This window comes from Micromonospora noduli (assembly GCF_003264475.1).
GTDB classification, from domain to species: domain Bacteria; phylum Actinomycetota; class Actinomycetes; order Mycobacteriales; family Micromonosporaceae; genus Micromonospora; species Micromonospora noduli.
Genome location: NZ_PYAC01000004.1, coordinates 40,272 through 66,233, shown reverse-complemented (window position 1 = coordinate 66,233; position 25,962 = coordinate 40,272). Strand labels below are relative to the sequence as shown.

The window sequence follows — 25,962 nt, the reverse complement described above, 5'->3', positions numbered from 1 at the left end:
GCCGGGTCGAACAGATCATGGGTACGACGATCACCCTGGACCTCGCCGACGATCTGCCACCGGCGACAGTGCGCGAGTTGGCGGACGAGGTCTTCGCCTGGATGCACGAGGTGGACGCGCGGTTCAGCACCTACAAGCCGGACAGCGAGGTGTGCCGCTTTGACAGGGGTGAGGTGCTGCTCTCCGAGGCGTCCGCGGACCTGCGGTACGTGCTGGAGACCTGCGCCGACCTGTGGGGCGCCACCGACGGGTTCTTCGACGCGTACGCCACCGGTCGGCTCGACCCGTCCGGCTTCGTCAAGGGCTGGGCCGCTCAGGTCGCCTCGGACCGCCTCGTCGCCGCCGGTGCCGTCAACCACTGCGTGAACGCCGGCGGCGACGTACGGGTGCGGGGCCTGTCGCCGTCCGGGGAGCCGTGGCGCATCGGCATCCGGCACCCGTGGGACGCGATGGCGGCCTGCCTGGTGCTCAGCGGGACCGACCTGGCCGTGGCCACGTCCGGCGTCTACGAGCGGGGCCGGCACGTGCTGGACCCGCGCCGGGGGGCACCGGCCAGTGGGCTGCGCTCGGTGACTGTGGTCGGCACCGACCTCGGGTTGGCCGACGCGTACGCCACCGCCGCCCTCGCCATGGGCACCCCAGGCCTCAACTGGCTGGCTCGCCTGGACGACCACACCCACGCGGCGATAACCGACAACGCCCGTCAGTACCACTCCGTCGACCTCCCCCTGACCGACTAGCGGAGGGGGCGGTGGGTGCCGGCTGGACGGGAGCCGGTGGGGCGTGGGCGGCCGGGGCGGGACCCGGACGGTCGGGTGCCGGCCCAGCGGCGCCCCGGGTGGCTGCGCCGGGGCGGCTCGGTGCCGCCGGGGTGAGGCGCTCTGTCGTTGGTGGACATCGTTCCCCCGTTCGTGGCGCGCGTTCGCACCGTCCCCCTGTCAACGAGGACCGACGCCTCGGCGACGCTGTCGGGCACCAGATCGAATCGCCGACCGGGCCGGTTTCACATGCCTCGTCGGGGCAGCGGCAGGTGACCGGGGAGCAGGTCGGGGGCGAGCGTCACCCCGGCGGCGCGCAGCGCCCCGATCAACGTGTTCTGCACGAGGTACGAATCCGGAAGCTGCCAGCGCGCCTGCTCCGGGGCGACCGCCCAGCGGACCGTGCCCTCCGGCAGCCGGGTGGGTGGCGCGGGGATCCACGAGCCAGGCCCGTGCCGGACCACGTGGAAGCAGTGCTCCAACTCCGGCCGCAGCGGGTCGCCGGGGCGGACCAGGAACATCCACCGTCCGGTGGGCGTGACCAGCACCGGTCCGCGTACGCCGGTGCCGGCTGGGTGGATCTGGACCGCGTCGAGCACGTGTCGGCCCAGGTGGGCGGGCACCTCCAGCACGTCGAAGGCCCGGCCGGTGGGCAGCAGCACCCCGTGTGGTCGGCTCCGCCACCAGGTCGCCACCCGGGCCGGGTCGGCGCTGGCGGCCAGCTCCCAGTTCTCCAGGGCGGGGTGACAGCCCACAGTGGGACAGCCGGCCCGGCCGCAGACGAAGCGGCTGCGGGCCAGACAGGCACCCGGTGTGACCTCCCAACCATGTACGGCGTACCGGATGGCGACCCGGCGCAGCCGGACCCGCTCCAGCGGCGACAGTTCGGCAACGCGCGGTACGACATTCCCCCACATGTGTGCCAACTCCTCTCGTCGGGCCCGGCGTTCGCCAGGTCGCATGTCGAGCACCGTCACTGCCGTAACCCACGATCGTTGAGGTTGACGAACGGCTCGTGCAACTTGCACGAAAAGTACGAGGACTGGCTGTACGGCTGACGTACATCCTGTGCGACCAGGCAAAACCTGAAAGTGAACGGCAGTCGCCGCACCCGCGGACATCGCCCCGACTCAATTGGTCGTCGGTGGCAGGGGAGGATGGGGAGATGGACGAGCTACCCATAGGACGGCGAGTTGCCTACTGGCGGGGGCGACGCAAGATGTCGCAGCAGGTCTTCGCGGACCGGCTGGGCAAGTCCAAGAGCTGGGTGGACAAGGTCGAACGCGGCGTCCGACGGTTGGACAAGTTCTCCGTCCTCTACGAGATCGCCGACATCCTCCAGATGGACGTCCAGCTGCTGATGGGCAAGGACCCGGAGCGGCGCGCCGACGCCCTCAACTGCATCGACCAGGTCGAGGTGCAGGAGATCCGGGCGGCGCTGGAACGCTACGACTCGATGAGCGCGTACTTCGACGCGGCGCCGTACCCGCCGCCGATGGACGACATGCGCAAGGCCGTCAACCACGCCTGGCTCACCTACCAGTACGGCCGCTACGGGATGCTCACCCGGGCGCTGCCGAAGCTGCTGCGCGACGCCCAGGCGGCCGACGCCGCCTACGGCGGTGGGCAGGCTGCCGAGGCGGCCCATCTGCTCGGCCAGGTCTACCAGATCGCCTCCTCGGTGCTGCGCAAGCTCGGCGAGTGCGAGCTCGCCTGGTTGGCCGCCGACAGGTCGATGGCGGTGGCCCAGCGGGCCGACGACCCGCTGCTCGCCGGGATCGCGACCACCCGGGTGTGCAACGCCCTGGTCGCGATGGGGCGGGCCCGCCCCGCGCTGGAGCTGAACGTCCAGATCGCCAACCGGCTGGCACCGGGTGGGAGCAACGAGGTCTCGCCGGCCCGCCTCTCCGTCTACGGGATGCTGCTGCTCCAAGGGGCGATGGCCGCGTCCCGCATCGGTGACTCGGCCAGCGTCGACGACCTGATCAACTGCGCGCAGGAGGCCGCCACCCTGCTCGGCGGCGACCACAACCACTACTGGACGTCGTTCGGCCCGACCAATGTCGAGCTGCACCGGGCCGCCGCCGCTGTGGAGCTGGGCGACGGGGGGCGGGCCGTGGAGGTGCACCAGCTGCGCATCGCGGAGCCCGCCTTCAACGCGCTGCTGCCCGAGCGCCGCGCCCACCACCTGCTCGACATCGCCCGCGGGTACGCCCAGATAGGTGACGTGGCGAACGCCGGCGAGATGCTGCTGCTCGGTGATCGGCTCGCCCCGTCGGAGATCCGCTGCCGGCCGATCGCGCACGAGGTGATGTCCGACATCCTCCGTCGCACACGTGGTGCGCCGCCTTCTCCGGTAGCGGAGTTGGCTGAGCACATGGGAGTAGGGGTATGAGCGCGGAGCCGGTCTGATGGCCGGTGCAGCGCACAACAGCGGGCACCGCGAGGTGCTCTACGTCATCGCCTGCGGTTCGCCGCTGGCCCGGCACGTCGGTCGTCTGGTCGACCTCGCTCAACAGGACGGTTGGGACGTCTGCGTGGTCACCACGCCGGACGGCGCGAAGTTCGTCGACCAGTCGGCCCTGATTCGGCAGACCGGCCACCCGGTGCGGACGCACTACAAGAACCCCGGTGACCCGGACGTGCTGCCGCCCGCCGACGCCATGATCGTCTGCCCGGCCACCGTCAACACTGTCAACAAGTGGGCCGCCGGGATCACCGACACCCTGGCGCTCGGGCTTCTGGTCGAGGCCCAGGGCAAGGGCGTCCCCATCGTGGCGGTGCCGTACACCAACGCGGCGATGGCCTGCCACCCGGCGTTTCGTGCCGGGGTGGCCCGGTTGGCCGAGTGGGGTGTCACTGTGCTCTTCGGCGACGATGTGATCGCTCTGCACCCGCCCGGGACGGGGGAACAGCACCTGCACGCCTTCCCCTGGGCGATGCCGCTGGCCGCATTGCAGACCGTCTCCTGGACCGCCGCCTAGCGCGTCCGGCAGATCTTCCACCCGACGCGGCCGGGCCGGGTGTCACCGCCCGGCCGCCCCGACGCCGGTAAGCTGGCCCGCCGTGAGCACAAGCGGATCCGCCCCCACAGTCAGCGACGTGGTGGCCGCACTGGAACGGCGCTTTCCGCCGGTCTGGGCGGAGGAGTGGGACCGGGTGGGCCTGGTGCTCGGTGAGCCGGCCGCCCCGGTCCGCCGGGTGCTCTGCGTGGTCGACGTGGTGCCCGAGACGGTCGACGAAGCCCTCGCCGCCAACGCGGACATGATCGTCGCGCATCACCCGCTGCTGCTGCGCGGGGTGTCGTCGGTCGCCGCGACGACCTTCAAGGGGCGGATCATCCACCAGTTGATCCGGGCCGGGGTGGCGCTCTACGCGGCGCACACCAACGCCGACGTGGCCTCCCCGGGCGTCTCCGACGCCCTCGCCGCCCGCTTCGGGCTCACCGGTCTGCGCCCACTTCAACGACCCGCGCCCGGCTCGCCCGCCCACGGCGACGACAGGGGGTTCGGCCGGATCGGCGAACTGCCCCAGCCGATGACCCTCGCCGAGCTGACCCGGCACGCGGCAGCGGTGCTCCCCGTCACGTCCTGGGGAGTTCGCGCGGCGGGGGATCCCGGGCGTATGGTTCGTACCCTCGCCGTCAGCGGCGGGTCGGGGGACAGCTTCCTCGGCGCCGCGACCGCCGCCGGGGTGGACGCGTTCCTCACCGCCGACCTGCGGCACCACCCGGCCGGCGAGCACCTCGCCGCCGATGGTCCCGCCCTGATCGACGCCGCCCACTGGGCGACCGAACGACCGTGGCTGGACGACCTGGCCGCCTTCCTCCGGGAGGCGGCGGACGTCGAGACGCTGGTGTCCGACCTGGACACCGACCCGTGGACCGTGCACGCCGCCGCACCCGCTGTGGACGACAAGGAGCCCGACCGTGAAGGCTGACCCTCAGGTGCAGCGCCGCCTGCTCGACCTCCAGGCGATCGACACCAACCTCGCCCAGCTCGCCCACCGCCGACGGTCGCTGCCCGAGCGGGCCGAGCTGGAGTCGCTGGCCCGGGAGCTGTCGTCGATGGAGGACGAGCGGGTCCGCGCGCAGGTGGCGGTGGACGACCTGGACCGGGACATCGCCCGGTTGGAGAAGGACGTCGAGCAGGTCCGGGCCCGCAAGGAGAAGGACGAGAACCGGCTTGCCGCCGGCACCGGCCCGGCCCGCGAGCTGGAGGCGCTCCAGCACGAGCTGGTCTCGCTCAAGCGCCGCCAGGGCGACCTGGAGGACGCCGAGCTGGAGCTGATGGAGCAGCGCGAGACCGCGCAGGGCGTACTGGACGGCGTGGAGCAGCGGCTGGCCGAGACCCGGGACAAGCGGGCCGCGACCGAACAGCGCCGCGACGAAGCGCTGGCCGAGATCGCCAAGGAGGAGGAGTTCAAGCGGGGCGCCCGTCAGCCGCTCGCCGCCGACCTCCCCAGCGATCTGGTCAACCTGTACGACAAGATCCGCGAGGACACCGGGTTGGGTGCCGCCCTGCTCACCGGGGGCCGCTGCGGCGGGTGCCGCCTGGACCTGTCCGGCGCCGACCTGGCCCGGATCCGCAAGGCCGCCCCCGACGACGTGGTCCGCTGCGAGGACTGCCGACGGATCATGGTCCGCACCAACGAGTCGGGCCTGTAGGTCGTGGCGCCGCGCGTGGTCTCCATGGAGGCCGACGGTGGGTCCCGGGGCAACCCCGGCCCCGCCGGCTACGGCGCGGTGGTCCGCGACCCGGAGACCGGCGAGGTGCTCGCCGAGCGCTCCGAGTCGCTCGGCACGGCCACCAACAACGTCGCCGAGTACCAGGGCCTGATCGCCGGGTTGACCGCCGCCGCCGAGCTGGGCGCCGCCGAGGTGGACGTCCGGATGGACTCCAAGCTGGTGGTCGAGCAGATGTGCGGCCGGTGGCAGATCAAGCACCCCGGCCTGCGGCCCCTCGCCGCCCAGGCCGCCGCGCTGGTGGGCCGGTTCACAGCGGTCCGGTTCAGCTGGATTCCGCGCGAGCAGAACCGGCACGCCGACGCCCTCGCCAACGCCGCCATGGACGCCGCCGCGGGCCGTCCGTCGGCGACCGCGGCCCCCGCCCGTCCTGCGACGACTGCGGCCGCCGGCCAGCCCTCGACGACGCCCGCCGCCCCGATCATCGGCAGCGACCCGGCGACCGCGCCAGCCTCCTGGGAGCCACGGCCGACCTTCACCGCCACCCGGCTCATCCTGGTCCGGCACGGCGAGACCCCGTACACCGAGCAGCGGCGCTACTCCGGGCGCGGCGACGTGCCGCTCTCCGAGCGTGGCCGGGCCCAGGCCCGCGCCACCGGCACCCGGGTGGCCGAGCTGGCCCCGTCCGTCGCGGCCGTGCTCAGCTCACCGTTGTCCCGGTGTACGGCCACCGCGGCGTCGATCGCCGAGGCGCTCGGCGGTGACGTGCCGGTCCGCACCGAGGACGACCTGATCGAGTGCGACTTCGGCCAGTGGGAGGGGCGCACCTTCGCCGAGGTACGCCAGCAGTGGCCGGGGGAGATGGACGCCTGGCTCGCCTCACCCCGGATCGCGCCGCCGGACGGGGAGTCGTTCACCCAGGTCGCCGAACGCGCGCACCGCGTCATCAGCGGGCTGCTCACCGCGTACCCAGGTGAGACAGTGGTGGTCGTCTCGCACGTCTCGCCGATCAAGCTGATGCTGCGCGACGCCCTCGCGGCCGGCGACGGTTTCCTGCACCGGCTCTTCCTGGACGCGGCCGGCATCTCGGTGCTCGACATGTGGCCCGACGGCGGCGTGGCAGTGCGCACTGTCAACGACACCGCCCACCTCGCCAGCCTCGACTGAGCCGCCGCACCCTTCGTTGGTAGGGCCGGTCGGCCGCGCCGTTCGGCGCAGCCGGCCGGCCGTTCGGCGCAGCACCCTCCGGGCGGGTCAGGTGACCGCCATCACAGAGTCGTAGCCTCCGGCCGTTACAGCCAATGCCTCGACTCCCCGGAGGTGTGTCAGATGACTGCACCCGAACCGGAGGCGCCCACCACGGCGCCGTCCAGGGCGAAGGACCACAGCCCCTGGAACTGGTTGCTCTTCATCCCCATCGTGGTGCCGCTGATCCCGGCGTTCTTCAATGGCGACTCGCCCCGGGTCTTCGGCTTCCCGCGCTTCTACTGGCTGCAACTGGCCTTCATCCTGCTCGGCGTCGGCACCACCACGTTGGTCTACCAGATGACGAAGAAGCGGGGAGGCCGCTGATGTGGCGCGACCATCTCACCGAGATCATCGTCTTCTCCCTGCTGTTCCTTCTGGTCAGCGTGATGGGCTTCGTGGCCGCCCGGTGGCGGGCACCGAAGGACATGGCGCACCTGGACGAGTGGGGGCTGGGCGGGCGGAGCTTCGGCGGCTGGATCACCTGGTTCCTGGTCGGCGGTGACCTCTACACCGCGTACACCTTCGTGGCGGTGCCGGCGTTGATGTTCGGTGCCGGCGCGGCCGGGTTCTTCGCCGTGCCGTACACCATCGTCATCTACCCGCTGGTCTTCCTGGTGCTGGTGCGGCTCTGGTCGGTGTCGCACCGGCACGGGTTCGTCACGCCTGCCGACTTCGTCCGCAACAGGTTCGACTCGCCGGTGCTGGCGCTGCTGATCGCGATCACCGGCATCGTCGCCACCATGCCGTACATCGCGTTGCAGCTGATCGGCATCGAGGCGGTGCTCAAGACGATGGGCGTCACCGGCGACAACGCGCTGGCCCGGCACCTGCCGATCATCATCGCGTTCGCCATCCTGGCCGCCTACACGTACCAGTCGGGGTTGCGCGCGCCAGCGCTGATCGCGTTCGTCAAGGACAGCCTGATCTACATCGTGATCCTGGTGGCGGTCATCTACCTGCCGTACAAGCTGGGCGGCTGGGGTGACATCTTCGCCGCCGCGGACGCGAAGTTCGACGCCTCGCCCAACCCGAACGACGGCATCCTGCTCAACGGCAACAACCAGCTTCAGTACGTGACGCTGGCGCTCGGCTCGGCGTTGGCGCTGTTCCTCTACCCGCACAGCATCACCGGTGTGCTGGCCAGCAGGAACCGCGACGTGATCAAGCGGAACATGTCGGCGCTGCCCGCGTACAGCCTGCTGCTCGGGTTGATCGCGCTGCTCGGCTACATGGCCATCGCCGCTGGCGTGAAGCCGCTGCCCGGTGCCAAGGAGGGCACTGTCGACAGCAACACCGTCGTGCCGTTGCTGTTCGACCAGCAGTTCCCGGACTGGTTCGCCGGTGTCGCGTACGCGGCGATCGGCATCGGCGCGCTGGTGCCCGCGGCGATCATGTCGATCGCTGCGGCGAACCTGTTCACCCGCAACATCTACAAGGAGTACCTGAAGCGGGACGCCTCCCCGGCCCAGGAGGCGACCGTCTCGAAGATCACCTCACTGGTGGTGAAGGTCGGCGCGGTGGCCTGCATCGTCTTCCTCGACCCGCAGTTCTCCATCGACCTCCAGCTGATCGGTGGCGTGATCATCCTGCAGACGCTGCCGGCGGTGGCGCTGGGCCTCTACACCCGCTGGTTCCACCGCACCGGCCTGATCGTCGGCTGGGTGGCCGGCATGGGGTTGGGCATGTGGATGCTCTACCAGGTGGCCAGCCCGACCCGGAAGCACTTCGGCGGCTCGGCGTTCCCGCTGTCGGAGTTCGGGTTCGACACCACCCGGACGATCTACGTCGGCATCGTGGCGGTGGCGGTCAACCTGGCCGTCGCGGCGCTGGTGACGCTGGCGCTGCGGGCCGCGAAGGTCGAGGAAGGAGTCGACGGCACCGAGCCGGACGACTACTTCGCCGACGAGGGCGACCCCCGGGTCACCCCGGGCACCGACCGCGACGCCGACTCGGCCCGCGAACCGGTCGCCTGACCTCGGGTACGCCTGGGCGCCGACGTCGGTCGGTGCCCGGGCGTACCTGTTCCGCCGTGGCGGCCGTGTGGTGCGTCCGCCGGACGCTGTAGAGCTGATGTCGCAGACGATTCAGGCACCGCCTGGCCTCGCCGACGGCCGTGGCGGGGCCTGGTGGCCGTGGCGGGGCCCGGTGGGCTGGCGGCTCCGGTGGGCCGGGCGGTTTTGCCGGCTTTGCCGCCAAGATCATGCTCGATCCTTGTTGTAGTGGTGTCGGACCGCGCGGGATGCCACTACAACAAGGATCTTGCGCGATCTTGGTGGATTCGGCGACGGGGGCCACGCCACCTGACTGGGTTAGCGGGGGCGGTTGCGGCTTATCAGGGCCTGGTTGAGGCGGCCCAGCAGGGCTGCCAGGGTGGAGCGGTCCTCGGGGCTCCAGTCGGCCAGCATGTCGCCGTAGAGCCGGGTGCGGGCGGCCTGGACGGCGGCCATCCGTTGCAGACCGGCCGGGGTGGGGGAGATGACAGTGCCGCGGCCGTCGGACGGGTCCGGGGTACGGGTGATCAGGCCGTCGCGCTGAAGCGCGGAGACCTGTCGGGTGACTGTCGAGCCGTCCAGGTTGAGTCGGGCGGCGAGCGCCGAGACGTTCTGCGGGCCGGCGTCGGCCAGGTGGCGCAGGATGACGTACGCCGCGCGGTCCAGCACCCGGTGCTCGGCGGTGCCGGTGGCCCGCCGGGTGGCCTCGCCGAAGCGCATCAGCAGGGCCACCTCGGTCTCGATCCGGCCGAGGGTGCTCTCGTCATGGTCGTCGCTCATAGCTGTATGATACAGAATAAGTACCTGTACGATACAGCTATCTGAGGAGTCGGAGTGGATCGGCGTTCCGAACCGAACCGCAGTGCCATCTACGCCACCACGCTGGTGGCCTTCCTCGCCATCGCCGGCATCGCCGTCGTCGACCCGATCCTGCCCGCCATCGGCGAGGCGATCGGAGTCACCGCATGGCAGGTCGAGCTGCTGTTCACCGCGTACATCGCGGTCATGGCCCTTGGCATGATCCCGGCGACGCTGGCCAGTGGCCGGTTCGGCTTCAAGCCGGTGCTCATCACCGGCGTCTCCGTGGTCGGCCTCGCCGCGATCCTCGCCTCGTTCAGCGACAACATCGTGCAGCTCTCCGTGCTGCGCGGCGTCTGGGGGCTGGGCAACGCGATGTTCTTCGCCACCGCCATGGTGGTGCTGGTCAACCTGGCCGTCGACCGGGAATGGGTGGTGGGCCTCTTCGAAACCGCCCTCGGTCTCGGCTTCGCCGTCGGACCGCTCATCGGTGGCCTGCTCGGTGAGGTCAGCTGGCGGCTGCCGTTCTTCGTCTGCGGCGTCTTCATGGTCCTCGCCCTCGGCGTGGCGTCCCGCAAACTTCGCGAGCCCACCAACCGGCAGGCCCCGGTACGCGTCGGCCAGATCTTCGCCACCTACCGCCGACCGGCGTTCATCGCCCTCTGTGTGGTGACCGCCGCGTACAACTTCGTGTTCTTTGTGGTGCTCGGCTACACGCCGCTCTTCCTCGGCCTGGACGTCATCCCGCTGGGGCTCGCCTTCACCGGCTGGGGGCTCGGCCTGGCCGCCGGCATCATGGTGATCGGTCACCGGCTGGCCCACCGCATCGGCGCGGTACAGACCGTCGGCGTGGCCATCGCCGGGCTGCTGGTCTGCATGGTCCTCTTCGCCACCTCCACCAGCACCACCGAGGCGCTCGTGGTGCTGGTGCTCGCCGGGCTCTGCATGGGGCTGGCCAACGCCAACCTCACCGACCTGGCGCTCGGCCTCGGCTCCAGCGACCGGCGCGTCGCCACCGGCGCGTTCAACCTGGTCCGCTGGGGCGCCGCCGCGCCGGCACCGATCATCTCCGGCAAGCTCGCCGAGCAGTCGCTGTCGCTGCCGTTCTGGGTCGGCTTCGGGGTGCTCGCCGTCGGCGTGCTCGTCTACCTGGCCTTCGCGCACCTGATGGCCGCCGGCTACGGCGAGCGGGTCCTCTGGTCCCGCTGGAACCGCGCCGCCGCGAAGACCGAACACAGCGCCGAGGAGCCGGTAGGCGAGGCCTACTGACCGTCCCGGTCCCGGCCCTGCCGCTCCGCGATGCGCCACCCAAGATCCGCGCAGTTTCGGGGAAAGTGCTGCCTCGCTGCCCGCTGAGGCAGCACTTTCCCTGAAGTTGCTTGGATCTTGGATGGCGCGTCGGTGTTTGCGGGCCGGGCGGCGTCAGTTCAGGGCGCGCCAGAGCAGGTAGAGGCCGATCGTCGTACCGAACACCACGATCACCGTCTTGAGCACCACCGACGGCAGCCGGCGGACGAGCCGGGCGCCCGCGTACCCCCCAATCAGGGTGGCCGGCGCGACCACCGCGACCGCCGCCCAGTTCAAGGGGCCGAACAGGGCGAACACCACGAGCGTCGTGAACCCCACCACCGCCGACAGCAGATTCTTGATCGCGCTCACCCGGGCCAGGGTCGCGTCCAGCACCAGGGCCAGCCCGGCCACCAGCATCACCCCGAGCGCCGCACCGAAGTAACCGCCGTACACCGCACCGAGCGCGACCATCGTCTGCACCGCGATCGTCCGCCGGCGTGGCGACAGGTCCCTGGGATGACCGACCAGCCGGCGCAGCGGGTCCTGGAAGGCCAGGACCGCCGTCGCGCCGAGGACCAGAAAGGGTACGACCAGCTCGAATGCGCGGGCCGGAGTGGCCAGCAGCAGCAACGCTCCGAGGATCGTGCCCACGATGGTGGTGGGCACCAGCGTGGCCAGCGCGCGGGGTCTCGGCAGGTCCTGCCGGCTGCCCGCCACGCTGGCCAGGTACCCGGGGAAGACGGCGACGGAGTTGCTGACGTTCGCCGGCACCGGGGGCAACCCGATCGCGATCATCGCCGGGAAGGTGATCAACGAACCGCCACCGGCCACCGCGTTGACAGTGCCAGCGGCGAGACCGGCGGCGAGCAGCAGCGCGGCGTGGGAGAGATCCATAGCCCCACGAGGCTAGCCGTTGCCCTACGGCACGCATTCGCCGGATCGTCCGTGAGCAGCGCGATCTTGCCCGGGCGGGGCGGCAATACCCGCAGCATGCTCGTCGTTAGGATGAGAGCGCGACGGACGAGTCGACCGGGCGGCCGCGTCGGCGGGCTTCGGCCCGCCGCCGAGGAACGTCCGGACTCCACAGGGCAGGGTGGTTGTTAACGGCAACCCGGGGCGACCCGCGGGAAAGTGCCACAGAAAACAGACCGCCGACCCCAACGGGGACGGTAAGGGTGAAACGGTGGGGTAAGAGCCCACCAGCACCCCGGGTGACCGGGGTGGCTCGGTAAACCCCACCCGGAGCAAGGCCAAGCAAGGGCCGTCACCGCAAGATGACGACCCGGCGCAGACGCTTGAGGGCTGCCCGCCCGATGTCTGCGGGTAGGCCGCTGGAGCCTGCCGGCAACGGCAGGCCGAGATGGATGGCCGCCGCCGGCGCAAACCCCTCGGGGTACGCGCCGCGCACTGAATCCGGCGTACAGGTCGACTCGTCCGTCGCCCACCAGCTCAGAAACCTGATCAAGGTTCTGATCTGGATCTATGTTCGGGTGTCGATGGTCGTTCATGGTCAACATTAAGCGGCGTTTGACGCCCTGACTGCGCCCTGACGCCCTGGAGACGCCCTGAGCGCCGGCTCAGTCGGGCAGCCGGAAGCCCCGACACACGGCCGCGGCCGACTCGCTGGCTTCCGTAGCGGTTTTGGTGGTCCCATTCGTGGATGAGGTGGGATGAGTGCGTGCCGGAGCTGCTGGAGCACCTGGGGGAGATGGGTCTGGTCGGGCTGGTCAAGATTGACGGGGAGCGGGAGCGCAAGCCCTGGACCGTGGTGATCTCGGGTCAGCGGCTCGATGGTGCGGCGATAAGGGTCGACGGCCACAGCCTCGATTACTGCCTGCGGCATGTGGTCGTCGCGCTTCACGAGCGCTTCCCAGACGAACTCGCGCTGAGCTGAGATCCGACTGTGGGGCGGTTTCCCGGCGGCTGTCGGTGGCTCACCGCCGGCCGGGCTTGCCGCCCCGCACCCGCGCGGAGCGCGGTGCCTTGATCCAGAACAGAGGAAATCGGCAGTAACAACACTGCTCACGGATGTCCCGTCACGGCTGATGCTTGACACTCGCGTCCCACCTGATGCTTGACATGATCACCGTTTGGCTTCTTGATCGCGTGTTGTTGCGGTAGGACTCGATCTGGGAGCCGAGATCGGCACTGGTGGAGATGTCGATCGTGGAACAGCGGTATCAGGCCGTGATGGCGGTCCTGGGACCAAAACCTAGTTAGGCCCAAGCGTCAGACGTTGAAGCGGAACTTAGACCGGCTCGCAGGTGACCTGCGGCGGCCTGGCCGGCGCGCTGCATACGCTCGTTCCGGGGCTCACGGTGTTGATGGCTCGTTGCCGACGTTTCGCTGCTTTGTGCCCCGTGTGTGCCCCGGCAGGCTCCGTGCCTCTATCTAGTCACCTGACTCCACTACGTCAACTGGTGAGAAATCAGCCCTTATCATCTTTTGATTCGGCCTCCTGCGGCCATTTTTTCGCCAAGAAAGTTTCGAAGTCCTCATTAAGGATGCGTGATTCGGAATTGCCCGCCAAGACCTCCAATCTCACTTCTTGAACCCAGGACTGCAGGTCATAGCAATGCTCCCCCAAAAATTCGACCCTCTCCGCGTATCCGCAGCAAAAATATTCACTGCTGGGCTTCGCGGTCAAAAATTCCTTCCACCCCCTGTGGGTATGTAGTCCGTAAAAAACGATCCCCTTATCGAGTGCTTTAATAACTACACTTGGGTAGTGAGTTTCGTGAACACTTATCGCCTCTTCGACCTCCTTGGCAGCGAGGCGCATTCCGAGGGTTTCGTCATCAAGAAATCTCACATTTCGCTGATCGTGATAGTCGCTATGTATTCTGCTAGCTTCGTCGAATGCACGTCCAGCTTTGTAGATCAAGCGAGAAAGCTGATTCAACGCATCGTAGCTCGCCTGATTTCTGGCAAATGCGACTTGCCGTTCATGTGCTAGGTCAACCTGGGCGATAGCAGTTCGAAAAGCTGAGCGTCCTTGCAGCCAAGCCCCAAAAGCGGTGAACGCGCCACCGATAACAGCACCCACGAGGGAACTGACGACACCTGCCCAGAATGCTGACATCACTCAACCTTGGCACGGCTCGTCAAGGCTATATTGACGCCTAGCAGTCCACGGTAGGCGGGTCTGAGGCCGGGGTGGGGATGCGGCGCGTGCAACCCGGGCAGGCCCCCGCCTGCGGTGGCCTCGCCCAGCGGTACCGTGCGATGGTCGACCTGGGTGCCGGCTGCGGGCTGCGCCAAGGCGAGATCCTGGGGCTCGGTGTTGACGACATCGACCTTGACGCGGGATGGGTGCACGTCTCGCGTCAGGTCAAGCTCGTCCGCTCCCGGCTCGTCTTCGGCCTGCCTAAGAACGACCAGGACCGCCAGGTGCCGCTGCCCGACTCCGTCGCCCTGGTGCTGCGTCAGCACATCAAGGACTGCGATTCGGTGGCGCTCACCCTGCCGTGGGAGAACCCGGCCGATGAGGAGCGGGTGACGGTGCCGCTGCTGTTCACCACCACTCGGCGGGGTGCGATCAACCGGCACACCTTCGACGACAGGAGTTGGCCCCGCCGTACGGACGGCCGGCATCACGCCGACCCGGGAACCCGGCATGCACGCGCTGCGCCATTTCTACGCCTCGTCGCTGCTCGACGCGGGGGAGAGCATCAAGGCCCTGGCGTCGTACCTCGGGCACGCCGATCCGGGCTTCACGCTCCGGGTCTACACGCACCTGGTGCCGGCCAGCGAGGAACGCACCCGCAATGCGATCGACAGCCTCTTCTCAGCGGCTCGGGGGCAATGAGGAACCAGCGTCACGGCGTGAGGCGCTGGGCCGTCAGGGGTGCCTTGTAGTCTCCGCCTATGCCTCGGTCTCGCCGGAAGAAGAAGAACCCAAGTCGCGGCCAACAAGGAATAGCGCTGTATTACGACATGCGCGTCGAGGATAATTTCGAGCGCTGCGCGCAGCGTTTGGTGGAAATCGTGGCATTCGCTGCTCGAACTCAACCCCGCAAGAAGCGATACTTGTACCTGGATGTTCAGGGGCACAAAAACGACGCGGGCGGTTACGATCGAGATGCATACGAAATTATTAAAGAGTTCTTGGCGGGCTTCCTGATGCCTTATCTTACAGAGGTTCACACGCCGCTCGGGACATTTCGAAATCCCGAGGGGCAGCGGAAGGACGTTCCTGAAGTCTTGGAGGTCAGAGACCCCGACGAGCGTCCGGACGAGTTGCTTGACCTGAAAATGCGAGTTAGAGGGCGGGTGCAAGATGGTCGCAGGACAAGGCCGCCGCTGTCGAGGATCGCCGACTATCTCGGAGTGAAGGAAGCGGCCTGCATAATCTGCTGGTCGACGCCGGTTCATCGTGCTCACGCCGTTCCGGATGGCTTAGGTGGTTCGAACGATGTCCGAAACTTCGCCCCTCTCTGCGAGGAGCATCATCGGCAAGCACCTGACGTGATCGATGCGGAATCCTTCTGGAATTGGATCGACTATGCCTGCGAAAAGGAGGCGGGAAAGCGCCTTGCGATCATGCATAAAGCAGCACCCGCGTTGATTCCAGATCCGGGCCCTGAGGTGGTTCGCTCTCCGGCCACATTCTTTGAGCAGATCAAGCGCGAGTTGGTCGAGCTGTACGGTTGGGTGGAAAGTGACTTTGAAGGGCTCGCCTGGACTCGGGTGCTTGATGATTTCTATGTCGTCCTAGAGCAGGCGACCGGCAAGCATTTCGGGGTTGATCGCAAGGTCTCCACCTATGCATGGGCCTACAACATGGCCAAGAAGCGAGTGCATCTGAGAGGCCTCGCAGGTGACGACACTTCCCACGCCTGACGCCCTGGCGACGCCCTGAGAGGGCGTCAGAAGGGTGAAGCGCCTACTCGGGGTGCGTATACCTTTCACAATCCGGCGTACAGGTCGACTCGTCCGTCGCCCACCAGGTCGGCCGCCATCACGCGGGGCCGACCTACTGTTTCGCCAGATGCTGCTGGTCGTCATTGGTCGGCGCTAGACGGCCCGGCGGCGGCCCAGACGGCCCACGGACAGCCGCGTGCTGCCGATTCTGATGGTTGACACCTGCCGGGGGACTCGGCGGATCATCTGGCGTGCTTGATCAAGCAGGACGGGGCCAAGCAGATGATCGACCCCGGACGACCGGCTGTCGCCAGTGGGTCCGGAGCCGCCGAGTTTCTTGAAGTTTTTCGGATCGGCGGCAACCTGCGGGTGGTGGATCGCATGTACCCGGATGTAAGCCAAGACAGCCACGATCCGGAGGACCTGAGATGTCTACGCGTCTACGTTCGCTGTTACCCGTCGCCACCGTCCTGTTCGGACTTGCCGCTTGTAGTTCCACGTCGTCTCCTACGCCGCCCGCCGCTGCTCCGCCCGCCGCTACGTCGACTCCCACTTCGGCTGCTCCGGTTGAGGTGGCCCCAGCCACTTCGCCCGCTGTGGCTGCGAAGGCGTCGGACCGTACGGCCGGGAGCGTCACGTGTCCCTCGGCGAAGGCCCTCGCGAAACTGGTAGCACTGCCGAAGGGCTGGTATTTCGTTCCGTCGAGCGTGGAGTGCTGGAAGGGATGGGCGACGGCCGAGCCGGACGGTCCGAGCACCGGCGACGGCGTCTACCTGTTCCAATACAAGGCCGGCGCGGGCTGGCGGTACCACAGCCAGGGCAGCGCTTACGACTGTAAGGATCTCGGTATCAACGAGCCTGCGCCGTTCTGCCAGTATCCCTAAGCCATGGTGACCGAGGGTAGCGCGCTGGTCCGTACCGGCGACGGTATACGGCATAGTCGGCCCGGGCCGCATCGACGGACAGCGCCGCCGGAACGAATTTCGGCACACGGGGGGCACGAGCGGAGCATGTCGAACTCCATAGACGAGCTTTTTCGCGAGTTCGTCCAGACCCGGTCGCCCGCGCTGCTGCGGACGGCGTTCCTGCTGACCGGTGACCGGCACCTCGCCGAGGATCTGGTACAGGATGCGCTGGCCCGCACTCATCGAGGCCGAAACCGGCTGGATGATCTCGGACACTTCGAGGCTTACACCCGCACGGCCATGTACCACCAGCATGTGAGCTGGTGGCGGCGCCGCAAGGTAGCCGAGTCCATGCCGGGCGATCTCACCGACATGGCGCAGCCCGGCAGTGACCACGCCCGGCGTACCGATCTCAAGCTCGCGCTGCACAAGGCCCTTGCCCAACTCACCCGGAGGCAACGCGCCGTGCTCGTGTTGCGGTTCTTCGAGGACCGCAGCGAGGCCGAGGCCGCGGATCTGCTGAACTGCTCAGTTGGCACGATCAAGAGCCAGACCAGCAAGGCGCTGGCCCGCATGCGAGAGATGGCACCCAACCTCCTCTCGGCCGTGATGGAGGAAGCCTGATGACCGACAACCTCGGGCCGATGCGTCAGGCCATGTCCGATCTGGCCGAGCACGGCGGCAGAACCGACATGTACGAACGCGCCCTGCGCAAGTCGCGGCAGTCGCAACGGCGTACCGCGTTCACCACCGGCGCCGCCGCGGTGGTGCTCGCCATCGGCGCCCCGGTCACCTTTGCCACCGTCAACCGGCCGGGACCGTCGACTCCGGTCGCGACCCAGCCGCCGGCACCCAGCGTCGCCCCGACCTCCGCGACTCCGAGCACGACGCCGTCGTCGACGCCGAGCACGACGCCGCCGTCGTCGTCGACGCCCTCATCCACGCGAACCAGTAACCGACCCCAGTATCCCGACTGTCCCTCGGCGAAGACCCTAGAGAAACTGGTGAAGCTGCCTAAGGATTGGTATTTCGTGCCGTCGAGCGTCAGTTGCTGGCGGGCCTGGGCGACGGCCGAACCGGACGGTCCGATCACCGGCGACGGCGTCTACCTGTTCCACTACAGGGCCGGCGGGGGCTGGCGGTACCACAGCCAGGGCAGCGCCTTCCATTGCGAAGACCTGGGGATCACTTCCGGCAACCCACCGTTCTGCGAGATGGACTGAAGCGTCGTGGACCAACTACCTGCGGCCCAGCGTGACGCTCGGCCGCGGGCTCCCGCCTTAGTCCGGTGAGGTCCAGGTCCGCCGGCCTCGCCGGCACATCGATGCTGAGAAAGAGATGCTCAAAGGGACTAGCCAACGAACCGGCCGGGTGGGTTGCCCCACCCGGCCGGTGTCCGGATCCCTGCAAGCAGGCTCTAGTGCTTCTTGAACACCGGCATGGTGTCCAGCGTGGTGGTGATGTTCTGCGTGGTGCCGCCCCGGTACGTCTTCCCGGTGAAGATGTCGGTCCAGCTGTTGCCCGGCGGGAACCACACCGACGTGGTGGCGGTGGTGCCTGGCGTCGTCACCGGTGCCACCAGGTAGTCCGGGCCGTAGAGGTACTGCGAACCGGCGGTGGCGTACGCGGCCTGCTCATTCGGGTAGGCCAGGTACATCGAGCGGACGATGGGCGTACCCGTGCGGGTGGCCTCCTTGGCGGCGGCGTAGGTGTACGGCAGCAGCTTTTCCCGCAGGTTCAGGAACTTCTTGGCCGACGCGTTCGCCTCCGGGCCGTACTGCCAGGGCAGCCGGTCGCTGTGATTGGAGTGCAGCCGGTCGATCGGCTGGAACGTGCCGAACTGCACCCACCGGGCGTAGAGGTCGTCGGGCAGCTTGGTGCTGCCCGGTTCGGTGCCCGGCTCCTGGAGGCCGCCGGTGTGCCCGCCGATGTCGTGGCTGACCGCGGCCAGCCCGGTCGCGGCCGACTCGCCCGGCGTGTAGCCGACCTCCATCTGCAGCGTTGACCAGTCGGAGGTGGTGTCGCCGGTGAAGTGCAGCGTGGTGCGCTTGTCGGCCCACGGCCCGGTCGACACCGGGGTCGGGCTGCTGTAGCCGCCGGCCTGCAACGAGCCGTACGCCCGGGAGAACGCGAAGCCGGTCTTGTCGGCGTACTGCTGGTTGATCCACGCGTCGGCGGTCACTCCGGCGAGCGAGGACTTCGTGTTGTCGCAGCACCAGTCCAGCCACCAGAGGTCCGGGCCCTTGGTGCCCTTCGGGATCATCCCGTCGTGGAGCTGCATGTACGCAGTGAGCTGGTCCGGGTCGCCGAAGTCGAACGCGTAGCAGTCGGGGCCGCCGTTGCAGCCGACGCGCTGTAGCTTGCCCTTCGCGGTGGCCTGCGCCTGCGCGAACTTCGGGTCCGAGCCGAGGATGCTCGGGTGGATGTTGATGCCGGTGTGCAGGCCCTGCTTCCTGGCCCAGTCGAAGAACGCCGTCGGGTCGGGGATGCGGGTGGGGTCGATGCTCCAGCCGTTCCACTTGTCCGGCGCCTTGACGTCGGTGTCGAGGACGAGCACGTCCAGCGGGACACCCTCGGCCTTGGCCCGGGTCACCAGGTTCTGGAACTCGGTGGCGGTGCGGTCGTAGTACTCGGAGTACCACACCCCGTACGCCCACTTCGGCAGTAGCTTCGTGGGCCCGGTCAGGGTCGACAGGTCCTTCAAAGCACGGGTGAAGTCCTGCCCGTACGCGAAGACGTAGCCGTCCTGCTTGGCGGCGGGCCGGGGCTTGGTGGTGCTCAGGGCCGAGGCCGAGTCGTCGAGCAGGTACCAGCCGTCCTGGTAGAGCAGGCCCGGAGCGGTGAGGGCGGAACCGGTCACGCCGTCCAGGCCCCGGCGGTAGCCGCCGAGCGGCGCGTGCGGGGCGAGCAGCGGGGAGCCCTTGCTCGTGACGGCGACCGTGTCCACGTTGACGTTGCAACTGGCGTCCGTGGGGCAGCCCAGCGTCACGGTGTTGGTGCCTCGGTCGAGGTGGACCGGGACGGAAACGGTGTTCCAGTAGTCCCACCCGCTGGTCGGCGGAAGGGTCGCCGTGACCGGCGCCGCCGTTCCCGCGGTGACCGACATGGTGCGCGTCTGGCTCGGCTGGGCACCGGCCTGGCCGTTGGCGTACCGGATCTGCACCTGGTAGTCACCGGCGGACGGAACATCCGTCACGGTGAGCGCGTCGGCGGACGTGGTGCTCTCCAGGCCGGCCAGGAATCCCGTACCGGAAGCGCCGTTGTGGTCGTTCGCGGGCCTCGCGCCGCCGGTCAGCGCGCCGGTCTCGGCCTCTCCCAGCGTGCCGAACCGCAGGGGCTGCGGCTGGGGCGGGGTCGGCGCCGGGAACGAATCGCCCGGGTTGACCACCGCGAGGCTGTCGACATTCACGTTGCCGGAGTCGTTGGGACCCCGTACGACGCTGATCTCGTGCCGGCCCGCGGTGAGGTCGACCGGCACGTTGGCCAGGCCCCAGGTGTCCCAGTTTGCGATGGGCGGCAGCGTCAGCGTGTGGCCGGCGTCGCCGTCGACCTGAACAGTAAGGGTGCGGTCCACGTTCTGGCCGTCGCCGCCGGTGCTGTTGGCGTAGCGGACGGCGAGCTGCTTTGTGCCGCCCTCGGGAGCGTCGAGCGCGAATTTGATCGAGTCGCCGGACGAGGCGAAGCCGGCCGCGAAGCCGCGTCCGGTGAATCCCCTGTGGTCGGTGGCCACACCGGGCCCGTTCAACTGCAGCGATTCGGCCTCGCAGAGCGCGCCGAACGCGCAGGCCGGGGCGGTGTGGCCGGCCCACGGTTGCCCCTGCACGGTCTGCTTGCCGGCCTTGAGCTGCACCGTGAGGTTATCGGCGGTGAACGCGCCCGAGCCGACCCGGTAACGCAACGTCATCGCGCCGGTGTCGAGGGTGAGCCAGCCGTGGTCGACGTGCTTGGTGAAACGCGTACGGGGGAAGTCATCGCGCCCGATGGCGTTGAACGTGGCGGCGTCGGTGAACCTGCCGTCCTTCTGGTACTCGGTGCGGATCAGGGTCGGGGACAGCACTTCGAAACGTGCGTCACCCGACCGTACGGCTCCGTCTTGCGCCCGGTGGCGACTGGCCTGGGCCGGCGCGGACGGGGCGAGCGCCAGCCCCGTGATGAGAATGCCGACTGCGGCGACTGCTGTCGCGCTACGGCGGGGTGAGTTCCGATAGAGCAAGATGCGCTCCTCGTCTCAAATGGAGGAAATGAGTCGATGACAACGCTGTCACTCGCTCGAAACGCATGTCAACGGGCCTCGGAGGGTGTCCCTTCTCTCTTTCGTCACCTGCCGTACTCGTCCGGCAGGCGTCGCTGCGCACGGTGACGAAGACGGGCCGCCAGGTTGGTGGGCTACCGCCCGACCACCAGCTCAGACGTACGGGGTCCAAGGCTCGGGCTGTTCGGCGTCCCAGCCCAGCTTGTCGAGTGCGCGCAGGACCGCGCCCGCGCGGGGAGTCCAGAAGAGCAGGATCTGGTCGCGTCCCTCGACGTCGAACCAGACGGCGGTCGCCGGCAGCGGGAACCGTCGGTGAAACGGATGGTGCGCCAGCGCGGCCACGTAAAAGTGCTCCAGGGTGTCCGATCCGGTGCGCGACGTGAAGGTCAGCGTGCTGCCGTCGGCGTGCAGCTGCACTGTCGGCCAGGCCATTCGTCGGACGGCTCTCAGGGGGTTGCCTCGGGTGAAGTCGAGGCGGTCAACGTAGGTGAGCCCGCCGCGCGCATCGAAGGTCTCCGAGATCATCGTGAGATGGTACGGCGGGTACCAAGGACGAGCCGCAGCGGCGGCAGCTACCAGATAGGCGCGCGCTCGTCGATGAATCGAGGCGGTTCACCGAGGAAGGTGTCGGCCGGAACCGCGCCATGTGCCAGGTTGAGCGTGTCCAAGCGGTACAGCCAGGCGCCGTCAGACGTCCCGGTGAAGCGGTAGTTGATCTGCCAGCGCAGCCATTCGCCGTGAGCGAGTCGCACCGCGGGCGGCCGGCGATCACGCCGCGGCCTACCCCAGGCCGACGCGAGCAGTTCAACCCGGAGTTGACCGTCCACCAGCCGGAGACGCACATCGCTCCGGTACGACACGCGTCGCAGGCCCTCGCGAGGCTCGAACCCATCGGCCTCCGCCATGTCCACCTCGTGGGCGAGCGGCGCGGCCCGTGCCGGCAGGGCGAACGCCACCGGTACGGCGTTACGCCGGGTCGCCTCGGCTCCGCCGCGCGAACGCTTGGTCCACGACGTGCGAACCCACTGCACGACAGCATCCACCCGGCGATACTCGGCCGCTACCTGTCCTGACGCAACCCGGATTCGCCCACCCAGCGTTTCAACACGACGGGCTCCTCACTCGGGGCTGGCCACACCTGCACGCGCAGCCGCTCCATCGTCTGCAGGGCTTCGTGAGGTGGTGGATCTGGTGGTAGTCCGCGAAAAGCTCCACGTCCAACGAATCCACGCCACGCTCCTCTGTCGATCTACCTGCGATGATCTGGTACCTGGCTCGACGACGCGCAGACAAGTTGGCGAATGCGGTCGGTCTCGTGACGCTCGGCTTCGGTGTGGTGTTGACGGCCATGCCACGACGCAGCGCGGCAGCCCTCGGCTGGGTGGTCGCCCCGTCCTGGCCCGAGGGGTCGGTTTGACTGATCTCGTCGTCGGTTCCGGCGTCTTGTGTGAGCGCCCCCGTTAACCGACGAGTCCGACAAGCGTTCCGGCAGAGTCCGCACTGCTGACAATGACGACGGCCCGAGAACAGGACGCGTCCGCCGTCGAGCGTCGGCTAGCCGACAGTCAATTGCCGAAGGCTGGTAAAGCACATCAAAAGGCGCTGTTGATCGACGTTAGGTGGGGCGGGCAAACCGAAGGGCTGGCTAGAACTGTGAACTCGACGGATATAGTCCTTTCGAGAGACACTCCATCGTAGAGGGAGCTGCTATGCCAGACGTCCCGCCTGCTCAGCCGAACTACGCCGAGGTTCGCAGGGCAGAGGATCAGAAAAAGTACGCCGAAGAGCAGCATCGCCTTCGCAAGAAAGAAGAGGAAGACCGTCAGAAGGCCCTTGTCGCCGAGTCTCGGCGCCGGGCAGCGGAAAACGGGCAGAGTCGCTAGCTGCGACATCGCCGCTCTCGTGAGATGACCCAAAAGGAGGCGTGACGCATCATGCAAACCGAGTCCGTCATCGTGGAGACCGCAATCCCTCTAGCCGAGGCGGCGGCAATACTCAACGTAGCGCTAGCCGGCCACAAGGCCACTATTGAACCCTTGACGGTCAGCAACAACCCCCTTGATCAGCTAGGCCATCAGCCCGACGTGGCATTGTTGGCCTCCCGTAAGGGCGCCATGGGGGCATGGGGCGTCCGGGTTTACCTGACAGATTACGGGGATCGTCGTGAGATCCACCTGGAGGCACTCGGCGACGGTGGTTTTTCCCGCGCCTTCCATGGCATCAAGAACACCTTTTCTCTGTCGAAGAGCCTGGCCAAGGCGCAGGCATTGGCCGCCAATGTCGTGAATTCCGACGCGACTGCGGTCGTTCGATAGCCGCGATTCGTATGGGCGGGCGGCAGCGAGGATGGCAGCCCTCCTCAGGGGGCGTCGGACAACCTGCCTGCCGCTAGCGGGGAAGGTAGTCCTCGCCCGGCACTCCGTCGGGGCACGACCGGCGCAGAGTCTCCCGTTCGGGACCGGGTCACTCAAGACCAGGCGGTCAGCAGCGGGGGCGGTCGAGTGGAGCGGCGGCACCCGCGAGCGCTTCGACTGTCGCCGTCGGTGCGACTGACTCCGTCGGCGTCGGTGCGGGCGCGGTGGTGGGGCTGGGCGGGGCAGAGGGTGAGCCGCTGGGCGTGGGGGAAGCCTGGGCAAGGGTGGCCGTGCTGCGTTGCACCTGCTTGGTGACCATGCGGATGCCGGTGGCGGTCGCCTGGCGTCCGTACACGTCGGTGACCCTGATGCTGTATGGCCCGGGGCCGATCCCGCCCTCGATGGTCCAGTGGTTGTCGCTCTGTCGGGCCGCCTTGCGGAAGCCGCCGCCCGGTCCCTTCGCCTCGACCGAGCGGAGTGGGTTGCCGTGGTTGCCGACCTGCACCGCGAACCAGTATTTCGAGGCGCCGCCCTTCACCCGGAAGGTGAGCCCTCCGTCGAGTGGCGGGTTCACCACCGCCCGGTACGTCACGGGCGCGATGCCCTGCGACCGGTCGGCGATCCTGGTGAACGCCTCGGTGGACAGGTCGATCTTGCTGGGCCCGCAGCCGCCGCACTGGTCCATCACCATGACCCGGACCTTCCCCTTCGGGCCACTCACCTCCAGGTAGCTGCCGCAGGCCGCCGATCCGGAGTACTGGGATGCGCCGAGGGCCACGTAGAGCCGGTCCGCCGGCGGGCCCGGGAAGGAACAGTTGCCGCCGGAGCGGCCCGCGTCGTAGAAGCTGGCGGTTCCCTTGTGGATGACGTTGCCCGTCGGCGGCGCGGCGCAGGCCGGGGTGGCGCCGCCGCGAACCGCGAGGGTGATGCCCAGGACGGCGGCCAGGGCGGTGACCCCGGCGCCGGCCAACCAGTGTCTGACCCGCCGACTCGACCGGGGCGTGCCGTCGTCGCCGGCCGGGATGTCGTTGTCGGGGGCCGTGCCTGGTGCCGTCACGGCGCCTGATGTTGCCGCACCGCGCTGTGGCAGCGCAAAGCCGTCCCACCGATCGTCACTGTCTGGATCGGCGGGGGCGCAATCCGTTGAGGGCGGTGCTGACGACCAGGTCGGCGTACTCGGCGGTGAGCGGCCCGCTGCGTTGCAGCCAGCGGTTGAGCACCGGCCCCCAGATCATGTCCACCGCCACGTTGAGGTCGATGTCGTCGGCGATCTGACCGGCTTGCTGGGCGCTGCGCAGGCGCTGCCGTTTGGCCTTTTTCAACGGCCCGTCCAACCGTTCGGCGTACGCCGCGGCCAGCTCGGGGTCGAGCGCGATCTCGGTGGCCAGCGCGCGCATTGGTTGCTCGTACCGGGGGTCGTTCATCTCCTCGACCGTCGCGCGCAGCACCACTGTCAGGTCCGCCGCGAGGTCTCCGGTGTCCGGCAGCGTCGGCGGCCCACCCTCGGTGGCCTCGCTGAGCATGAGGAAGGCGTCGAAGATGACAGCGCCCTTCGACGGCCACCAGCGGTAGATGGTCTGTTTGCCGACGCCGGCCCGCGCGGCGATGCCCTCGATGCTGAGCTTCGCGTACCCCGTTTCCTGAAGCAGGTCGAAGGCCGCGGTGAGGATGGCACGCCGGGAGGTCTCCCTCCGGCGGGCCGTGTTGGGCGTCATGGGCAGAACGATACCAGCGTACGAGACGAACCGTCTCGTCTTGACGGCGGCGGCGTGGCAGGCCTAGTCTCGGTCCATCACGAGACGGACCGTCTCGTCTTGAAATCCTTGGAGAGCACATGCGTACCTGGTTCATCACCGGTGCCAGCCGCGGCCTGGGCCGCGCCTTCGCCGACGCCGCGCTCGACCGGCGTGACCGGGTGGTCGCCGCCGCCCGGACCATCGCCACTGCCGACTTCGACGAGAAGTACGCCGACCGGCTGCTGGCCCTGACCCTCGACGTGACCGACCGCGCGGCGGTCATCGCGGCAGTGGACACCGCCGTCGAGCACTTCGGCCGGCTCGACATCGTCGTCAACAACGCCGGAACCCTGTCCATGGGCATGATCGAAGAGTTCACCGAGGCCGAAGCGCGCGCCCAGTTCGAGGTCAACCTCTTCGGCGCGCTCTGGGTCAGTCAGGCCGTGCTGCCGCACCTGCGCGCCCAGCGGTCCGGCCACATCGTGCAGGTCTCCAGCATCGCCGCGCTCGGCGGCTTCCCGAGCACCGGCCTCTACAGCGCGAGCAAGTTCGCCCTGGAGGGCATGAGCGAGGCGCTGGCGATGGAGGCGGCGGCCTTCGACATCACTGTCAGCATCGTGCAGCCGGGCGGATACTGGACCGACCTCTACACCAGCGTGCGCGCCACCACCCCGATGGACGCCTACGCGCCACTGCGCGCCGAACTGGAGCGCCAGTGGGCGGAAGGCTCGATCGACAGCGAGCCCCGTCTGGCCGCCGAGGCGCTGCTGCAACTGGTCGACAGCGACGAGCCGCCGCTGCGGCTCCTGCTCGGCAGCATGGTGTACGACCTGGCGTTCGACATCGCCCGCCGCCGGATGGACACCTGGGCGAGCTGGGAGCAGGTCAGCCGCGCCGCCGAACACGCCGTCGCCGCCCCCGGAGCTGACGGATGAGAGGGCTGCTCGTATCGCCACGAGCAACCGGTGCGGCGTTCTAGGCTCCGAGATATGGCGGCGGCGTGCCCATCGTTGGCACATAAGTCCGGGCAGAGCCTTTCACCCATGATTTCTCCTCGCGAGGCGCAAACCTAGACGGAGAGGA

The 25,962-nt window shown here is 68.6% G+C and carries 26 protein-coding genes, 1 other RNA gene and 1 pseudogene; 18 read left to right on the top strand and 10 right to left on the bottom strand.

Annotated elements, in window-relative coordinates; genetic code table 11:
• Window positions 1-17: 17 nt before the first annotated feature.
• On the top strand, window positions 18-740 hold the full coding sequence (locus MED15_RS07560) for an FAD:protein FMN transferase (protein WP_112699552.1): 723 nt from the start codon (window positions 18-20) through the stop codon (window positions 738-740).
• A 263-nt stretch (window positions 741-1,003) separates the two neighbouring features.
• Here MED15_RS07560 and MED15_RS07555 read toward each other — a convergent pair whose 3' ends face one another.
• Entirely contained in the window at window positions 1,004-1,675 is a 672-nt protein-coding gene (locus MED15_RS07555) for a bifunctional DNA primase/polymerase (protein ID WP_091409390.1), read from the bottom strand.
• A 248-nt stretch (window positions 1,676-1,923) separates the two neighbouring features.
• Between MED15_RS07555 and MED15_RS07550 the strand changes: the two genes are divergently transcribed.
• From MED15_RS07550 to mctP, 7 genes are all read left to right on the top strand, one after another.
• Window positions 1,924-3,153 (top strand): helix-turn-helix domain-containing protein, encoded by a 1,230-nt coding sequence (locus MED15_RS07550; protein WP_112582611.1) that lies wholly within the window; start codon window positions 1,924-1,926, stop codon window positions 3,151-3,153.
• Between the two features lie 16 nt (window positions 3,154-3,169).
• On the top strand, window positions 3,170-3,742 hold the full coding sequence (locus MED15_RS07545) for a flavoprotein (protein ID WP_112582612.1): 573 nt from the start codon (window positions 3,170-3,172) through the stop codon (window positions 3,740-3,742).
• Window positions 3,743-3,860: 118 nt separating this feature from the next.
• A complete protein-coding gene (locus MED15_RS07540) occupies window positions 3,861-4,697 on the top strand; it encodes a Nif3-like dinuclear metal center hexameric protein (protein WP_373861034.1) in 837 nt (278 codons plus the stop codon).
• Complete coding sequence (locus tag MED15_RS07535; RefSeq protein WP_112582614.1) at window positions 4,687-5,424, top strand: zinc ribbon domain-containing protein; 738 nt, start codon at window positions 4,687-4,689, stop codon at window positions 5,422-5,424. Before MED15_RS07540 ends, MED15_RS07535 begins: the two co-directional genes overlap by 11 nt.
• Window positions 5,425-5,427: 3 nt before the next feature.
• Window positions 5,428-6,609, top strand: a complete 1,182-nt coding sequence (locus tag MED15_RS07530; RefSeq protein WP_112724911.1) for a bifunctional RNase H/acid phosphatase — start codon at window positions 5,428-5,430, stop codon at window positions 6,607-6,609.
• Window positions 6,610-6,771: 162 nt separating this feature from the next.
• Complete coding sequence (locus MED15_RS07525; protein ID WP_112582616.1) at window positions 6,772-7,014, top strand: DUF3311 domain-containing protein; 243 nt, start codon at window positions 6,772-6,774, stop codon at window positions 7,012-7,014.
• Window positions 7,014-8,663: a monocarboxylate uptake permease MctP gene (gene mctP / locus MED15_RS07520; protein ID WP_112734446.1), complete on the top strand. Its 1,650-nt coding sequence runs from the start codon at window positions 7,014-7,016 to the stop codon at window positions 8,661-8,663. Before MED15_RS07525 ends, mctP begins: the two co-directional genes overlap by 1 nt.
• Window positions 8,664-8,999: 336 nt before the next feature.
• Here the strand turns inward: mctP and MED15_RS07515 are convergent, their stop codons facing one another.
• A complete protein-coding gene (locus tag MED15_RS07515; RefSeq protein ID WP_112735161.1) occupies window positions 9,000-9,461 on the bottom strand; it encodes a MarR family winged helix-turn-helix transcriptional regulator in 462 nt (153 codons plus the stop codon).
• 54 nt (window positions 9,462-9,515) lie between these two features.
• Between MED15_RS07515 and MED15_RS07510 the strand changes: the two genes are divergently transcribed.
• Window positions 9,516-10,748 (top strand): MFS transporter, encoded by a 1,233-nt coding sequence (locus tag MED15_RS07510; protein ID WP_112699518.1) that lies wholly within the window; start codon window positions 9,516-9,518, stop codon window positions 10,746-10,748.
• A gap of 153 nt (window positions 10,749-10,901) precedes the next feature.
• Here MED15_RS07510 and MED15_RS07505 read toward each other — a convergent pair whose 3' ends face one another.
• A complete protein-coding gene (locus tag MED15_RS07505) occupies window positions 10,902-11,663 on the bottom strand; it encodes a sulfite exporter TauE/SafE family protein (protein WP_112675913.1) in 762 nt (253 codons plus the stop codon).
• A gap of 127 nt (window positions 11,664-11,790) precedes the next feature.
• On the opposite strand from MED15_RS07505, the gene rnpB reads away from it, so the two are divergent.
• Both rnpB and MED15_RS07495 read left to right on the top strand, forming a co-directional pair.
• Window positions 11,791-12,206, top strand: an RNA gene (gene rnpB, locus MED15_RS07500) — RNase P RNA component class A.
• A 241-nt stretch (window positions 12,207-12,447) separates the two neighbouring features.
• Window positions 12,448-12,663, top strand: a complete 216-nt coding sequence (locus MED15_RS07495; RefSeq protein WP_244220408.1) for a hypothetical protein — start codon at window positions 12,448-12,450, stop codon at window positions 12,661-12,663.
• 534 nt (window positions 12,664-13,197) lie between these two features.
• On the opposite strand, the gene MED15_RS33195 is transcribed toward MED15_RS07495, so the two are convergent.
• Window positions 13,198-13,851, bottom strand: coding sequence for a hypothetical protein (locus MED15_RS33195; RefSeq protein WP_146766699.1), 654 nt, complete (start codon window positions 13,849-13,851; stop codon window positions 13,198-13,200).
• Between the two features lie 80 nt (window positions 13,852-13,931).
• Here MED15_RS33195 and MED15_RS34530 point away from each other — a divergent pair.
• The 3 genes and pseudogenes from MED15_RS34530 to MED15_RS33795 all read left to right on the top strand — a co-directional run.
• Window positions 13,932-14,267: pseudogene (locus MED15_RS34530) on the top strand (tyrosine-type recombinase/integrase); the annotation flags it as partial.
• Between the two features lie 118 nt (window positions 14,268-14,385).
• Window positions 14,386-14,577: a tyrosine-type recombinase/integrase gene (locus tag MED15_RS34525; protein WP_112735157.1), complete on the top strand. Its 192-nt coding sequence runs from the start codon at window positions 14,386-14,388 to the stop codon at window positions 14,575-14,577.
• A 59-nt stretch (window positions 14,578-14,636) separates the two neighbouring features.
• Window positions 14,637-15,611 (top strand): HNH endonuclease signature motif containing protein, encoded by a 975-nt coding sequence (locus MED15_RS33795; RefSeq protein WP_208646593.1) that lies wholly within the window; start codon window positions 14,637-14,639, stop codon window positions 15,609-15,611.
• A gap of 174 nt (window positions 15,612-15,785) precedes the next feature.
• On the opposite strand, the gene MED15_RS33190 is transcribed toward MED15_RS33795, so the two are convergent.
• The gene (locus MED15_RS33190) at window positions 15,786-16,034 is read right to left on the bottom strand and encodes a hypothetical protein (protein ID WP_146766698.1); all 249 of its coding nucleotides are present in this window, start codon (window positions 16,032-16,034) and stop codon (window positions 15,786-15,788) included.
• A gap of 608 nt (window positions 16,035-16,642) precedes the next feature.
• Between MED15_RS33190 and MED15_RS07470 the strand changes: the two genes are divergently transcribed.
• Entirely contained in the window at window positions 16,643-17,161 is a 519-nt protein-coding gene (locus MED15_RS07470; RefSeq protein WP_112582624.1) for a SigE family RNA polymerase sigma factor, read from the top strand.
• Entirely contained in the window at window positions 17,161-17,760 is a 600-nt protein-coding gene (locus MED15_RS33185; RefSeq protein WP_146763122.1) for a hypothetical protein, read from the top strand. Before MED15_RS07470 ends, MED15_RS33185 begins: the two co-directional genes overlap by 1 nt.
• Window positions 17,761-17,954: 194 nt before the next feature.
• Here the strand turns inward: MED15_RS33185 and MED15_RS07455 are convergent, their stop codons facing one another.
• The 3 genes from MED15_RS07455 to MED15_RS07445 all read right to left on the bottom strand — a co-directional run bounded on the left by MED15_RS07455 (window position 17,955) and on the right by MED15_RS07445 (window position 21,832).
• On the bottom strand, window positions 17,955-20,594 hold the full coding sequence (locus MED15_RS07455) for a TIM-barrel domain-containing protein (RefSeq protein WP_244220407.1): 2,640 nt from the start codon (window positions 20,592-20,594) through the stop codon (window positions 17,955-17,957).
• Window positions 20,595-20,942: 348 nt separating this feature from the next.
• On the bottom strand, window positions 20,943-21,314 hold the full coding sequence (locus tag MED15_RS07450) for a hypothetical protein (RefSeq protein WP_112735151.1): 372 nt from the start codon (window positions 21,312-21,314) through the stop codon (window positions 20,943-20,945).
• Window positions 21,315-21,361: 47 nt separating this feature from the next.
• Entirely contained in the window at window positions 21,362-21,832 is a 471-nt protein-coding gene (locus MED15_RS07445; protein WP_112735149.1) for a hypothetical protein, read from the bottom strand.
• A gap of 891 nt (window positions 21,833-22,723) precedes the next feature.
• On the opposite strand from MED15_RS07445, the gene MED15_RS07435 reads away from it, so the two are divergent.
• Entirely contained in the window at window positions 22,724-23,104 is a 381-nt protein-coding gene (locus MED15_RS07435; protein ID WP_112734452.1) for a hypothetical protein, read from the top strand.
• A 166-nt stretch (window positions 23,105-23,270) separates the two neighbouring features.
• Here the strand turns inward: MED15_RS07435 and MED15_RS07430 are convergent, their stop codons facing one another.
• Together MED15_RS07430 and MED15_RS07425 are read right to left on the bottom strand one after the other, a co-directional pair.
• Complete coding sequence (locus MED15_RS07430) at window positions 23,271-24,200, bottom strand: expansin EXLX1 family cellulose-binding protein (RefSeq protein WP_112735147.1); 930 nt, start codon at window positions 24,198-24,200, stop codon at window positions 23,271-23,273.
• A gap of 55 nt (window positions 24,201-24,255) precedes the next feature.
• The gene (locus MED15_RS07425; RefSeq protein WP_112735145.1) at window positions 24,256-24,858 is read right to left on the bottom strand and encodes a TetR/AcrR family transcriptional regulator; all 603 of its coding nucleotides are present in this window, start codon (window positions 24,856-24,858) and stop codon (window positions 24,256-24,258) included.
• 119 nt (window positions 24,859-24,977) lie between these two features.
• Between MED15_RS07425 and MED15_RS07420 the strand changes: the two genes are divergently transcribed.
• Window positions 24,978-25,814 carry an SDR family oxidoreductase gene (locus MED15_RS07420; protein ID WP_112735143.1) on the top strand — a complete coding sequence of 279 codons (837 nt, stop codon included), beginning with the start codon at window positions 24,978-24,980 and terminating at the stop codon, window positions 25,812-25,814.
• Window positions 25,815-25,962: the final 148 nt, after the last annotated feature.